Genomic DNA, 13950 nt, shown 5'->3' with positions numbered 1-13950 from the left:
CGGCCGGGCGGCGCCGGGTGCCGGGAACGGCCGCGTGGGGCGCGGGGGCCGGGCGGTACCCTTGCGGGAGTTCCGCGAGTGGCCGCACCGCTCGGCCCGCGACCCCACGACTTGGATGGACGATGCATCGGTACCGGTCCCACACCTGCGGTGAGCTTCGCGCCACCGACGTCGACACTGAGGTACGGCTGTCGGGCTGGCTGCACAACCGGCGCAACCTGGGCGGCATCCTCTTCATCGACCTGCGGGACCACTACGGCGTCGTCCAGCTGATCGCCCACCCGGGCACCCCCGCCTACGAGGCGCTGGACCGGCAGTCCAAGGAGTCGGTGCTGCGCGTGGACGGCCGGGTGGTCGCCCGCAGCGCGGAGAACGTCAACCCGGAGCTGCCGACCGGCGGGATCGAGGTCGAGGTCACCGCGGTCGAGGTGCTGGGCGCCGCCGACCCGCTGCCCTTCCCGGTCTTCCCCGAGGACAACGCCAACGAGGAGATGCGGCTGACCAACCGCTTCCTCGACCTGCGCCGCCAGCGCATGCACCGCAACGTCATGCTGCGCTCGGCCGTGATCGCCTCGATCCGGCGGCGGATGACGGACCTGGGCTTCAACGAGATGGCCACCCCGATCCTGTCGGCCACCTCGCCGGAGGGCGCCCGCGACTTCCTGGTGCCCTCGCGCGTCCACCCCGGCACCTTCTACGCGCTGCCGCAGGCCCCGCAGCAGTTCAAGCAGCTGCTGATGATCGCGGGCTTCGACCGCTACTTCCAGATCGCGCCGTGCTTCCGCGACGAGGACAGCCGCGCGGACCGCTCGCCGGGCGAGTTCTACCAGCTCGACGTCGAGATGTCGTTCGTCGAGCAGGAGGACGTCTTCCAGGTCATCGAGAAGGTGATGACCGACCTGTTCGAGGAGTTCGGCGGCGGGCGGCACGTCACCTCCCCGTTCCCGCGCATCCCGTTCCGCGAGTCGATGCTCAAGTACGGCAACGACAAGCCGGACCTGCGCACCTCGCTGGAGCTGGTCGACGTCTCCGCGGTCTTCGCCGACTCCGGTTTCAAGGCGTTCGCCGGCAAGCACGTGCGGGCGCTGGCGGTGCCGGACACCGCGGGCCAGTCGCGCAAGTTCTTCGACGGCCTCGGCGAGTACGCGGTCTCGCAGGGCGCCAAGGGCCTGGCCTGGGTCCGGGTCGGCGAGGGCAACGAACTGAGCGGCCCGATCGCGAAGTTCCTCACCGAGGACGACGTCAAGAAGCTCACCGACGCCCTCGGCCTCGCGCCCGGGCACGCCGTCTTCTTCGGCGCGGGCGAGTTCGACGAGGTCTCGAAGATCATGGGCGCGGTCCGGGTCGAGGCGGCGAAGCGCGCCGGGCAGTTCGAGGAGAACGTCTTCCGCTTCTGCTGGATCGTCGACTTCCCGATGTTCGAGCGGGACGAGGAGACCGGGAAGATCGAGTTCAGCCACAACCCGTTCTCCATGCCGCAGGGCGGTCTCGAAGCGCTGGAGACCAAGGACCCGCTGGACATCCTCGCCTGGCAGTACGACATCGTGTGCAACGGCGTCGAGCTGTCCTCCGGCGCGATCCGCAACCACGAGCCGGACGTGATGTACAAGGCGTTCGAGATCGCGGGCTACTCGCGCGAGACGGTGGAGCAGGAGTTCGGCGGCATGCTGCGCGCCTTCCACTTCGGCGCCCCGCCGCACGGTGGCATCGCCCCGGGCGTCGACCGCATGGTGATGCTGCTGGCCGACGAGCCCAACATCCGCGAGACGATCGCGTTCCCGCTCAACCAGACCGCGCAGGACCTGCTGATGGGCGCGCCCAGCACGGTCGGCGAGGACCGGCTGCGGGAGCTGCACCTGAGCCTGCGCAAGCCGGCGGCGAAGGACGAGAAGAAGAAGTAGGCGCCTGCGCCTGGCGCGGTGAGAAGCGGGCGGGCTCCGGGATCGTGCTGACCCCGGGGCCCGCTTTCCGTGTGTTCGGGGGTTCGGGTGTTCACGGGTTGGGGCGTTCGCGGGTTGGGGCGTTGGGGCGGGGTCACGCACTCCCCGTCAGGAAGCGGCTCACCGCCTCGTCGAGGGCGGCCGGGGCGTGGTGCGGGAGAGTGTGGTGGGTGGCGTCGGGGAGGGTGACCACTTCGGCGTGCGGCAACGCGCGGGTCGCGCCCCTCGCCGCGCGCACCGGGTCCTGCGCCCGGCCCCGCCCGGCCAGCACCACCAGCGTCTGCGCCCGGAACCCTTCGGCCTCCGGGCGCGGGCCGGTCGCCGGACGCGCCGCCGGGAAGCCCGCCGCCGCCTCCTGGAGCCGCAGCCACCCGGGGTCGAGCGCGGCGCCGCGCGTCTCCCAGGCCAGGAAGGACCGCACCCGGCGCGGGGTGGGCCGCAGCAGCATCGGCAGGGCGCGGGCCAGGTAGCCGGGGCGGAAGCCCGCGAAGCACTGGGTCGGGTCGATCAGCACCAGCCGTTCCACCCGTCCACGCGGCGCCCGCAGCGCGTAATGCAGCGCGATCCAGCCCCCGTAGGAGTGGCCGCCCAGCGTCAGGGACCGCAGGCCGAGCCCTTCGGTGAGGGCGTCGAGCCAGCCGGTGAGGGCGTCGACGCCGCGCACCGGCCGCGCACCGGCCGCGCACCGGGCACGCTGCGGCCCGGGGCGCCCACGAGGTCGGCGGCGAGCACGCGGTGGGTACGGGCCCACACCGGCGCGTTCGCGTACCACGACGCCGAGGTCGCGCCGTTCCCGCCGGGCAGCAGGAGCAGCGGCGGGGCGGCGGGCGCGCCGAGCGCGTTGACCCGGGTCGTGCCGTACGGCGTCGGGACGTCGATCGTCTCAAGGCCGTCGCCCCATCCGGCCAGCACCTCGTCGTACGCCGCGAGGAACCGCTCCGTCGTCATGTCGGCCATGGTCCGCCGTTCCCTTCATCAGGCTTCATCAGGCTTCGTCGGGCTTGGTTCGGGCTTCGTTCGGGCTTCGTTGAGCAGAAAGCTCGCTGAGCGATAATCTCGTTGAGCGAGAGAGTACGCGCGAACGAGGACACAGGGGAGGCGCGGACGATGGAGGCGGCGAGCGGCGGCGGGCGCGACACGGATCTGGAGACCGTCCACCTGCTGCGCCAAGTGACGGTCGAACTGGTGCTGGCGCAGGCCGAGTTCGCGCGTCGCCACGGCATGCACGGCACCGACGTGCGCGCCCTGATCTGCCTGCTCGACGCGGAACGCGCGGGCACGCCCGCCACCCCGGGCCTGCTCGGCGCCGAACTCGGCCTCAACTCCGCAGGCACGACCGCCGTCATCGACCGTCTGGAACGGCTCGGTCACGTCGAGCGGGTACGGGACCGCGCCGACCGGCGGCGGGTGCGGCTGCGGGTGAGCGCGGCGGCGGTCGCGCTCGGGGAGTCGTTCTTCGGTCCGTTGATCGGCGGCACGGTGGAGTTGCTGCGCGGCATGGACGACACGGAGGCGGCCGCGGTGCGCCGATTCCTGTCCGGTGTGGGCGAGTTGGCCCGGCGGCCCGCGCCCTGAACGCGTTCCCCTCAGGTCAGTCCAAGGTCCGGAACACCGTCGGTTCGACCTCCAGCAGACCGGCGTCGAAGAGTTCCTCCGCCACCCCGGCCACGGTCGCGGCCAGCGTGCCCATCACCGCCAGCACGGGGGGCGGCGGACCCGAGGGCGTGGTGCGGTGGACCACCACCGCCTCGTAGCGGCCCGGGACCTCGGCCGGCAGTATCCGCAGGCCCGGTGTGCGCGAGGCCACCGCCGTCGGCAGGACGACCGCGCCCAGTCCGGCGGCGGTCATGGCGGAGACCGCCGACCAGGTGGCCGCCTCGTGCGCCACCGGCGGCGGGCCCCAGCCGTGCCGCGCCGCGAGCCGGGCGCGGGCCCTGCCGCGCGCGGAGTCCTCGGGCGCCGTGATCCACGGCAGGTCCCCGAGCGAGGCGGGGTCGTCCGGGGCGGGCTGCGGCCAGGCGGCGGGGACGCCCAGGCGGTACTGGTCGCGGAAGAGCACCGACAGGCCGCAGCCGTCCGGCGGTTCGGGCCGGTGTTCGCCGTCGCAGGTGAGCACCGCGAGGTCCAGCGTGCCCCGGCGCACCTCGCGCAGTCCTTCCGCGCCGGAGACTTCCTTGAGCGCGGGACGCAGTCCGGGGTGGCGGACGGAGGCCTGGGCGACGGCGCGGGCGGCGAGCGAGGAGAGCACGGCGGCCGTGGCGCCGACGGCGACCGGGCCCCTGGGCCCGTCCCCGGTGCCGGTCAGATCGCGTTCCGCCGCGGCCACTTCGTCGGCGATCCGGGCGCCGCGTTCCGCCAACCGCGCCCCGACGACGGTCAGTTCGGCGCGGCCGCCCGACCGGTCGAGCAGCGGCACGCCCGCCGCGTCCTCCAGCTTCCGCACGGCCTGCGACACGGCGGAGGGCGTCAGGTCCAGCAGCCGCGCCGCCGCCGCGATCCCACCCGCCCGCGCGACCGCACACAACACGACAAGCCGCCGAGGCTCCAGTTCCATGCCACCCCCGCCGTCCGGCACCGCCGGGGCCGCCCTGCCGCGACGCGACTCCCTTGCCGCGCAAGCTACCTCAGAGCGTCGGGGCGCGGTGGGTCGGGCGGCCTGCGAGGACGGTGAGGAGGACCGGGAGGGCGGCGAGGTCGGTGTCGGGGACGGTGAGCGGGTTGTCGGCGAAGGCCGTCAGGTCGGCGCGGTGGCCGGGAGCGATGCGGCCCGCCTCGTGTTCCTCGCCCGCCGCCCTGGCCGGGTTGACGGTGACCGCCTGGAGCGCCTCCAGCGGGGTGAGCGCCTGCCCCGGGCCGTGCGGCGGCTGGGTCAGGTCGCGGGCCGGGCGGCGGTGGCGGGCACCGGCCATCACCGCGAGCGGCGGGTAGGGCGCGATGGGCCAGTCGGAGCCGAGGACCACGGTGGCGCCCGCGTCCCACAGGTCGCGGCAGCGCCAGGCCCGCGACGCGCGCGGCTCGCCCAGCCTGCGCGACCAGTTGTCGGTGTGGTCGGCGCGGGTGAACTCGCAGCAGTGCGTGGGCTGCATGGACGCGATGACGTCCAGCGCGGCGAACCGCTCGACGGTGTCGTCCGGCACGGTCTCGATGTGCTCGACGCGGTGCCGGGTGGCCGCGGGCCGGCCGGCCCTGGCCTTCTCGATCGCGTCCAGCGCGTGCCGTACCGCCGCGTCCCCGATGGCGTGCGTGGCGGTGGGCACCCCGGCCCGGTGCAGGCGGTCGACGGTGCGGGTGTACGCCTGCGGGTCGGGCCAGAAGGCGTGGGTGGACTGGCCGTGGCAGTCGGGGTGTTCGAGCCACGCGGTGCCGTTGTCGATCGTGCCGTCCATGAACAGCTTCACGCCGTCGATCCGCCACAGCCGACCGCCGCGGCCCTGCGCCCGTACCAGCTCCTCCAGCCCCTCCGCCCCGGTGTCCGGCTGGCACCAGGGGGCGACGCGGATGCGCAGGTCGAGCGCGTCGTCCTGGTCGAGCGCGGTGTAGACGGCGAGGGTCTCGCCGCCCGCGTCCATCGCGTGCGTGCCGGTCAGGCCGCTCGCCGCCATGCCGCGCAGCACCTCGGCGGCGCGGGCCCGCACTTCGTCGGCGTCCGGCTGCGGCGCGACCCGTTCCACCAGCGCGCACGCGGCGTCCTCCAGCAACAGCCCGGTCGGCCGCCCCTCCGCGTCGCACACCACCTCGGAGGCCTGGCCGAAGTCGCGCGGCCCGTCGACACCGGCGAGTTCGAGCGCGCGGGGGCTGGCGATCATCGAGTGCGCGTCGAAGAGGTCGACGGCGGCCGGGACGCGGGCGAAGACCTCGCCGAGTCCGGCGGCGGCGACCGGCTGATCGCCGAAGACGTTGGGGTCGAGTCCCCAGCCGCGCAGCCACTCCCCGGGCGCCAGCGCGGCGGCCTCGCGTTCCAGCGTGGCCCGGACGGCGGGCAGGTCCGGGCAGCCGGACAGGTCGGCGCCCCGGGTGCGTTCGGCACCGGTGACGGGGTGGGTGTGGCCGTCGACGAGGCCGGGGGTGACGACCGCGCCCCTGAGGTCGATCACGGTGGTGCGCGCGTCGGCCAGCGCCCGCATCTCGCGGTCGTCCCCGAGCGCCGCGATCCGCCCGTCCGCCACGGCCAGCGCGGTGTGCGGCAGGAACGCGCCGGTGACGGGGTCGAGCAACCGGGCGGAGAGCAGGACGAGTTCGGGGGACACGGTCGGCTCCTTGGGGGGTACGGGGGTGTGGGCACGGGGGTCGCGGGCGCGGGGGTGGAAGGGCGGCGCGCGGTCAGGGGGAGGGCGTCACGCTGTCGCCGTGTACGGTGCCATCGCGTCTGGTGCCATCGCGTCCAGTGTCATCGCCCGCGCCCGTTCCGCGAGCGTGCCGCGCGGCAGGCCCAGTTCGCGTTCCGCCGTCGTCGCGGCGAGGTCGTTCACCGCGGCGGGGCGCTCCCCCCGGTCGGTGTTGGCGTGGGCGGCGAGCCCGTCCATCACCACGAGGATCTGGATCGCGGTGATCAGGGGGTCGGCGGTGGTGAACACGCCCTCCTCGACGCCCGCCCCGATGACCTCCACCAGGCGGCCGCGCCACAACTCCTCCTGCTTGAGGACCTGTTCGCGCAGGGCGGGGCGGTGGCGGCTCAGGTAGCGGGCGTTGAGCCAGAGGCGGCTCATGGCGTCGTACTCCTCGCCGGTGGTCTGGGCGAAGAAGGCGGCGAGGCGGTCGAGGGGTGGCGCCTCCACCCCGACCGCGGGACGGTCCGGTCCGGGAAGCCGGATCCCGTCCGTGGGTGCGTCGGCGTCCGTAGGTCCGGCCCCGTCCGTGGGCCCGCCCGCGTCGTCCGAGCCGTCGCCGTTGCCCCTGTCAGCGCCGACGCCGGCCGCGTCACCGCCCCCGAAGTCGCCCCCGTCCGAAGTCCCCGTCCCCGTCCCCGTCCCCGGAAGCAGTTTGTCCAGTTCCGCCGTCGCCGCCTCGCCGAAGGCCCGGGCGACGAGTTCCTCCACCGCCGGGAAGTAGTGGCTGATCAGACCGGGCTGGACCCCGAGGTCGTCGGCGATGCGTCGCAGCGTGATCGACTCCAGCCCCTCGTCCAGTGCCACGGCCCGGGCCGAGCCGACGATCTCGGTCCGGCGGGCCGCGGGGGATTTCCTGATCCGCTTGGCGGAAGTAGCGGAAGTACTTGACGGCATACCGGCGATGCTATTGGCTGTGCGACCAATAAACAACCCGCCGGTCCCCGCCGCCCCCAGGAGGCCCCATGGCACCCACCACCCCGGAGCCCCCGCGCACCGAACCGCCGGCCGTCCTCCCGGCGCGACCGGAGACCGACCGGGCCGGCGGCGTTGAGGTCCACGGCATCGACTTCATCCCGCCCTCCGAACGCCACGGCACCGCACGCCAGTTGTTCGCGGTGTGGGCGGCACCCAACGTCAGCTACCTCAACCTGGTCGTCGGCGGCGGTCTGGTGCTGATGGGCCTCACCCTCTGGCAGGCCCTCACCGTGGTCGTGGTGGGCAACCTCGCCTGGCTGCTGGTCGGCCTGCTCGCCATCAGCGGCCCCGCGTCCGGCACTCCCAGCGAGGTGATCACGCGGGCGATGTTCGGCATCCGCGGCAACCGCGCCAACATCGCGCTGACCGGCTGGTTCGTCAGCGTCTGCTACCTCGCGCTGAACTGGGCCGCCGCCGCGCTCGCCGCGTTCAGCTTCCTGGCCAAGCTCGGCGTCCACCCCGGCACCGGGACCAAGCTCGCCGTCACGGTGGCCATCGCGGTGGCGACGCTGGCGATCAGCGTCTACGGGCACGGCACGATCGTGCGGCTGTACCCGCCGCTGTCGCTGGCGCTGACCGTGGCGTTCGTGGTGCTCGCGGGATACGTGCTGGCGCACACCCACTGGGGATACCGGTCCCAACACGGCCTGCACGGCACCGAGTTGTGGGCCACGCTCGCCGCCGGGGTGGCCGTCGTCGCCTCAGCACCACTGTCGTACAGCAACAGCGCCGACTTCTCCCGCTACCTGCCGTCCGCCACCTCGTCCCGGGCGGTGGCCGGCTGGACCGCGCTGGGGGCGTTCGTGCCCAGCGTGCTGTTCACCGCGCTGGGCGCGCTGGCCGGGACCGCGATCGACATGACCGACCCGCAGACCGCGCTGGAGACGATCACGCCGGGCTGGTTCCACCCGGTCTTCCTGCTCGCCATCATCCTGGGCGCGGTCGCCAACAACGCGATGACCGCCTACAGTTCGGGCCTCGCCCTGCAAGCGGTCGGGATGCGGATCCGCAGGTCGCGCAGCGTGGCGCTGGACGGCACGCTCGGCATCGCGCTCACCCTGTACGCGCTGTTCGTCTCCGACTTCCTCGACACCGTCGACAACATGCTCCAGCTGATGGTGGCGCTCCTCGGGCCGTCCATCGCCGTCTACGCCACCGACATCCTGCTGCGCCGCAACCGCTACGACGGCCGGGCGCTCACCGACGAGTCCCCCGGCAGCCCGTTCTGGTACTCCGGCGGCGTCAACTGGGCGGGCGCCGTCGCCCTGGTCATCGGCGCCGGGGCGGCGTCGCAGTGCCTGGCCACCACCGTCTACACCGGCACGGTGGCGCGGGCGGCGGGTGGGATCGACCTGTCCCTGCCGGTCGGCATCCTGCTGACGGCCGGCCTGTACGCGCTCCTGACCCGCCGCCTCGCACGCGGCCCGGCCCGCGCCTAGCCCCGCCTCGGTGGTCGTTCAGCCCACGCGATCCGGCTTGGTCGCCACAACGCCGAGGACAGCCGGGGTGGGCGCGCCGCCCTCGGCGAACCGTTCGAGGACGAGCCCCGCGTCCACGAACCCCGTCAGGAGCGCGGGCAACGGCCAGTGACTGGCGCCGACCTTGTCCCGCAGGCCCGCGTCCGTCCACGACTCCTTGGTCCAGTGCCCGTCCAGGTACCCGGGGCGCACGACGACGGCGTCCGGGTCGGCGCGGTCGGCGAACCCGCCGCAGAAGCAGGGGTGCACCCCGACGTGCACGAACCGCCCGCCGGGCCGCAGCACACGCGCCACCTCCCGCAGCACCGCCGCGTAGTCCGGCAGGTCGGTGTGGACCATCACCGCGATCACGGCCGGAACGGAGGCGTCGCGCACGGGCAGCCGCGCGGCGTCCCCCAGCACGATCGGCAGCCGCCCGCCCGCGTACCGCAGCATGCGGGCGGACAGATCGACGCCCACCGGCGTCCACCCCAACTCCACTACGGATCGCGCGTGAACCCCGGTCCCGCAGCCGATCTCCAGACAGGTGCCGTCGCCCTCACCGAGCAACCCGCCCAGCAGCGGCCCGAGCCCCAGCGGATGCCCGTCCCCCTCGCCCGAGGGCCCGCGCCCCAGGAACTCGTTCTCGTACCAGTCTGCGATCCCGTCGTACGCCGCCACGAGCCCTCCCGAACGTCACCCCGCCCCGATGCCTGCCCACGAGCACGCCGGTTCCCACCCTCGCCACATCGCTTGTCACCCCCTTGTCTCCGGCAACAACCCACATTGACGAAGTCGTTGTCGGAAGCAAGGGGGTGACAAGCGATTCCCGGAGGGTCAGCTGCCGGGGAGGCGGCTCGGGCGGAGGGGGGACCAGTGGAGGGAGTCGCGGATGCCGTCCTCCACCGTGAAGGACGGCCGCCAGCCCAGCAGCCGGTGCGCGCGGTCCGTGCGGGTCCAGGCGCCCGCGACGTCACCGGGGCGGCGCGGGGCCGTCCGCGAGGCGATCGGGGCGTCGGCCACGCGGTTGAACGCGTCGAGGAGTTGGCGAACCGTCGTGCCGCTGCCGGTGCCCAGGTTGATCGCGGTGGACGTGACGTCGCCGGTGAGGATCGCGTCGAAGCGGTCGATCGCGGAGACGTGGGCCGTTGCCAGGTCCCAGACGTGGACGTAGTCGCGGATGCCGGTGCCGTCGGGCGTCGGGTAGTCGTCCCCGGTGATCAGGAACGGCACGCCCTGCTCGTACGCCTCGATCATCTTGCCCAACGCATGGGTGGGACGCGGGAGTTGCAGGCCGGTACGCATCTTCGGGTCGGCGCCGACGGGGTTGAAGTAGCGCAGCGACAGCACTCGCAGTGGTTGCGTCGCGGCGATGTCGGCGAACATCTCCTCGCAGACGGCCTTCGTCCTGGCGTACGGGCTCTGTGGCGCGAGCGGCGAGCCCTCGTCGACCGTGAGGTCGTCGGCGGCGGCGTAGATGGCGGCGGAGGAGCTGAAGACCATGCGGTGGCAGCCGTTGCGCAGCAGGTGGCGCACGAACCGGAGGCTCGCCACGACGTTGGCGTCGTAGTAGCCGATCGGATCGGCGACCGAGTCGGGGACGACGATCAGCGCCGCGCAGTGCACCACCGCCGAGATCTCCGGGTGCTCGGCGAAGATCCGGTCGACCAGCGCGCCGTCGGCGATGTCGCCCTCGTAGAACGGCCGTCCGGCCGCGAACTCCGGGCGCCCGGTGACGAGGCTGTCCAGGATCACCGGGGTCGTGCCCGCGTCCTCCAGCGCCGAGGCGATGGTGCTCCCGATGTACCCAGCGCCTCCGGCGATCAGCACTTTGGATGTCATGTGGGCCGATCCTACGCGCGGTGGCGGACCCGGCGGCGTCCGGACCGAACGCCGCCGGAGGGCTCGATGCAGCCGTCTTCAAGCCTGCGTGGTCACGCCACGGAGCCCTTCGGGCCGACGCCCGGCTTCGCGGAGGCGACGTGTTCGGCCAGGCCCTCCAGGAGGGTGGCGAAGTTGGCCCAGGAGTACGCGTACCAGGAACGGATGTCGGGCTTCCACAACTGCCCGGCCGCGACCGCGGGGACGCGCTTCCACACCGGCTCGGTCGGCAGCGGGTCGCTGACCGCCCAGACCATCAGGTCGGCGGGGATGCCCGTGACGTTCTCCCAACTGACCGCCTGGCTGTAGGTGTTGTCCTTGCCGCCCGCGACCGGCACGAGCTTCATGCCGAGCGCCTTGACGGTCTTCAGGACCGCCCAGGTCGCCGGGTTCATCACCCCGATGCCGTTGGGGCCGAGGTCGAAAACGAAGCCGACGCGCAGGCCGGGGTTGGCGGCGACCGCCGCGCGCAGCTTGGCCTGGGCGGCCTGGTACGCGCGGTGGGCCGCGGCGTCGGCGGGAGTGGCGCCGAGCGCGGTGGTAAGGCGGTCGGCCTGGCCGACGATGTGCTCGACCGGCTGGTACATGTCGATGCCGACGACCGGCGCGAGGTCCTTGATCTTCGGGTTGCCGCTGAGCGTCTGGAGGGTGCCGTCCGCCTGGATCGCGTCGATCAGCAGGTCGGGGCGGGCGGAGACGAGGGCCTCGGTGTCGAGTTCGTTGTCCTTGTTGCCGATCTGGATGACGGACTTGTCGGCGGCGAGGTTCAGGCCGACCGCCGGGACGATGCCCTGGCCGCTGTCGAACGCGGCGACCGGGCGCACTCCGGCGGCCCACAGCGCGGCGGTCACCGAGTCGGTGAGGAACGCGACGCGCTTCGGGCGGGCGGGCAGGTCGACGCGGGTGCCGCGGTCGTCGGTGAAGCTCCAGGGGCCGCCGGAGGCAGGGGCGCCGCCGTGGCCGGTGGAGGTGCCGCAGCCCGCGAGGCCGACGAGGGCGGCGCTGGTCGCCAGGCCGCCGAGGAAGCCGCGGCGGGTCAACTCGGCCGTGATACGGCGGAATTCGGCGTCGGTGCGGAGGGAAGCGGCGTCGGGTCTGGACAGCAGGGTGGCGCTCATGAGGATGCTCCGTGAGGGATGGAAGAGAAGAGGGGGTCAGCGCGGGCGGCTCGTTAACAGGCCGCGTACGGCGTCCGGCGGCGAGGGAAGGCGGCTCATCCGCGGCCTCCGCGCCACTCGCGGGCCAGCAGCCAGGCCAGATAGCCGCCGCCGACCACACTGGTGAGCACGCCGACCGGCAACTGCGTTCCGGTGAAGCCCTGTTGGGCGATCCAGTCGCAGGCGGACAGCAGCAGGGCGCCGGTGAGGGCGGCGGGCAGCACGTTGGGACCGGGGACACCGGTGAGGCGGCGGGCGATCTGCGGGGCGGACAGCGCGATGAACGCGATCGGACCCGCGCACGAGGTCGCCACGGCGGTCAGCCCGACCCCCGCCACGACCGCCGCGAACCGCACGCGTTCCGGCCGCACCCCCAGCGCGCAGGCCAGGTCGTCGCCCATCTCCAGCGCGTTCAGCCCACGCCCGAGCCGGACCGCGGCGGGCAGCAGCACCGCGAGCGTCACGCCGATCGCGGTCACGCCCGGCCAGTCGCTGCTGTTGAGGCTGCCGATCAGCCACAGGTACGCGGTCTGCGCGTCGGAGACGTCCGCTCGGCTGAGCAGGTAGGAGTTGACGGAGCCGAGCATCGCGGCGATGGCGATGCCGATCAGCACCAGCCGCGCGCCCTGCACCCCGCGCCGCATCGCCAGCAGGTAGACGGCGAGCGCGGTGCCCACCCCGCCGACGGCCGCGCCCGCCGCGATCTCGGCGCGGGAGCCGTGCGCGACGAGGATGACCAGCAGCGCCCCGGTCGCGGCGCCGGTGTCGAAGCCGACGACGTCGGGGCTGCCCAGCGGGTTGCGGGACAGCGACTGGAAGACCGCGCCGCCCGCCCCCAGCGCCGCGCCGACCAGGACCGCGGTCAGCAGGCGGGGCAGCCTGAGAGTGTCGATGACGAAGTGGTCCGCGCTGGTCCCGCCCCCGGTGAGGGTCCGCACGACCTCGGGCAACGGGATGCGGAACTCCCCCGTGCTGAGACTGACCGCCGCCGTGGCGAGGGTCAGGGCGACCAGCACCCCGCACACCAGCAACGCCCGCCCGTCCAGCAGGAACGACACCTCACCGCCCCGCGGCCCCCGAACCCGCACGGCCCGCCGTCTCCCGTCCGGGCCCTTCGCCCACTCGTTCACAGCCGCGCCCCCCGCGACCGCCGCACCAGCCAGATCAGCACCGGCGCGCCGACGAACGCGGTGACGATGCCCACCTCGATCTCGCCGGGGCGGGCGATGATCCGGCCGAGGATGTCCGAGGCGAGCAGCCAGATCGCGGCCAGCACGGCGGAGTACGGGAGCAGCCAGCGCTGGTCGGGCCCGGTGACGGTGCGGGCCACGTGCGGAACGGCCAGGCCCACGAAGGCGATCGGTCCGGCCGCCGCCGTCGCCGCCCCGCACAGCAGGGTGACGGCGAGCACCGCGAGCGCCCGGGTCCGCCCGGTGTGGGCGCCGAGCGCGCGGGCCGAGTCCTCGCCGAGCGCCATCGCGTTCAGCGGCCGTCCGAGGCTCAGCGCCAGCACCGCGCCGGCCAGCAGGAACGGGCCGGTCTGGGTCAGGACGGACAACGGGCGCCCGGCGAGCGCGCCGACCGACCAGAAGCGGAAGTCGTCGAAGGCCGTCTGGTCCATCAGCACCAGCCAGTTGACGACGGCCCCCAGCACGGAACTGATCGCCGCCCCCGCCAGCGCCAGCCGCACCGGGGTCGCCGCCGACCTCCCGCGCGAGCCCAACGCGTACACCAGCACCGACGCGACCGCCGCCCCCGCCAGCGCGAACCACACGTACGCCGACAGCGAGCGCAGGCCGAGCAGTTCGATGGCGGCGACCACCGCGGCGGAGGCGCCCGCGTTGACGCCCAGGACGCCGGGATCGGCCAGCGGGTTGCGGGTCAGCGCCTGCATCAGCGCACCCGCCAGGCCCAGCGCCGCGCCGACCGCGATGCCCAGCAGGGTGCGCGGCACCCGCAGGCCGCGGATGACGACGCCGTCGTCGGAGCCGTCGTAGTGCAGGAGTTCGTGGACGACGGTGCCGAGCGGGATGCCCTTCGAGCCGACCGCCACGCTCAGCAGCGCGACCACGACGAGCGCGCCGAGCGCCACGACGAGGCCGCCGGCGCGCAGCGCGTTGCCGCCGATCGGCCCGGTGCCGCCGCGGCCCGGCGGCGGTGCCGGGCGCGCGGACGGCGCGAGTTCCCGCACAGACAAGGTCAGCCCTCCCTA

General features: G+C 73.9%; 11 protein-coding genes and 1 pseudogene. 3 read left to right on the top strand and 9 right to left on the bottom strand.

What is annotated here, in order from left to right; genetic code table 11:
- Positions 1-122 precede the first annotated feature (122 nt).
- Positions 123-1901 (top strand): aspartate--tRNA ligase, encoded by a 1779-nt coding sequence (gene aspS, locus K7472_RS18355; RefSeq protein WP_222979403.1) that lies wholly within the window; start codon positions 123-125, stop codon positions 1899-1901.
- 133 nt (positions 1902-2034) lie between these two features.
- On the opposite strand, the pseudogene K7472_RS18350 reads toward aspS, so the two are convergent.
- Positions 2035-2897 (bottom strand): annotated as a pseudogene (locus tag K7472_RS18350) (alpha/beta fold hydrolase).
- 150 nt (positions 2898-3047) lie between these two features.
- On the opposite strand from K7472_RS18350, the gene K7472_RS18345 reads away from it, so the two are divergent.
- Entirely contained in the window at positions 3048-3515 is a 468-nt protein-coding gene (locus K7472_RS18345) for a MarR family transcriptional regulator (protein ID WP_222979401.1), read from the top strand.
- A 16-nt stretch (positions 3516-3531) separates the two neighbouring features.
- Here the strand turns inward: K7472_RS18345 and K7472_RS18340 are convergent, their stop codons facing one another.
- From K7472_RS18340 to K7472_RS32725, 3 genes are all read right to left on the bottom strand, one after another.
- Positions 3532-4494, bottom strand: a complete 963-nt coding sequence (locus K7472_RS18340; protein WP_222979400.1) for a LysR family transcriptional regulator — start codon at positions 4492-4494, stop codon at positions 3532-3534.
- A gap of 70 nt (positions 4495-4564) precedes the next feature.
- Complete coding sequence (locus K7472_RS18335; protein ID WP_222979399.1) at positions 4565-6187, bottom strand: amidohydrolase; 1623 nt, start codon at positions 6185-6187, stop codon at positions 4565-4567.
- An 87-nt stretch (positions 6188-6274) separates the two neighbouring features.
- Positions 6275-7162 (bottom strand): TetR family transcriptional regulator C-terminal domain-containing protein, encoded by an 888-nt coding sequence (locus K7472_RS32725; RefSeq protein ID WP_252395841.1) that lies wholly within the window; start codon positions 7160-7162, stop codon positions 6275-6277.
- A 68-nt stretch (positions 7163-7230) separates the two neighbouring features.
- Here K7472_RS32725 and K7472_RS18320 point away from each other — a divergent pair, with 68 nt between their 5' ends.
- On the top strand, positions 7231-8682 hold the full coding sequence (locus K7472_RS18320; RefSeq protein ID WP_222979398.1) for a purine-cytosine permease family protein: 1452 nt from the start codon (positions 7231-7233) through the stop codon (positions 8680-8682).
- Between the two features lie 18 nt (positions 8683-8700).
- Here the strand turns inward: K7472_RS18320 and K7472_RS18315 are convergent, their stop codons facing one another.
- The 5 genes from K7472_RS18315 to K7472_RS18295 form a co-directional block, all read right to left on the bottom strand.
- On the bottom strand, positions 8701-9381 hold the full coding sequence (locus K7472_RS18315) for a class I SAM-dependent methyltransferase (protein ID WP_222979397.1): 681 nt from the start codon (positions 9379-9381) through the stop codon (positions 8701-8703).
- A gap of 156 nt (positions 9382-9537) precedes the next feature.
- Complete coding sequence (gene galE / locus K7472_RS18310; protein ID WP_222979396.1) at positions 9538-10542, bottom strand: UDP-glucose 4-epimerase GalE; 1005 nt, start codon at positions 10540-10542, stop codon at positions 9538-9540.
- A gap of 92 nt (positions 10543-10634) precedes the next feature.
- Positions 10635-11699 carry an ABC transporter substrate-binding protein gene (locus K7472_RS18305; protein WP_222979395.1) on the bottom strand — a complete coding sequence of 355 codons (1065 nt, stop codon included), beginning with the start codon at positions 11697-11699 and terminating at the stop codon, positions 10635-10637.
- Positions 11700-11794: 95 nt separating this feature from the next.
- The gene (locus tag K7472_RS18300; RefSeq protein ID WP_308013972.1) at positions 11795-12826 is read right to left on the bottom strand and encodes a FecCD family ABC transporter permease; all 1032 of its coding nucleotides are present in this window, start codon (positions 12824-12826) and stop codon (positions 11795-11797) included.
- 38 nt (positions 12827-12864) lie between these two features.
- On the bottom strand, positions 12865-13941 hold the full coding sequence (locus K7472_RS18295; protein ID WP_372457994.1) for a FecCD family ABC transporter permease: 1077 nt from the start codon (positions 13939-13941) through the stop codon (positions 12865-12867).
- Positions 13942-13950 lie beyond the last annotated feature (9 nt).

This window comes from Streptantibioticus parmotrematis, from assembly GCF_019890615.1.
GTDB classification, from domain to species: domain Bacteria; phylum Actinomycetota; class Actinomycetes; order Streptomycetales; family Streptomycetaceae; genus Streptantibioticus_D; species Streptantibioticus_D parmotrematis.
This window is presented reverse-complemented; position numbering and strand designations above follow the sequence as displayed.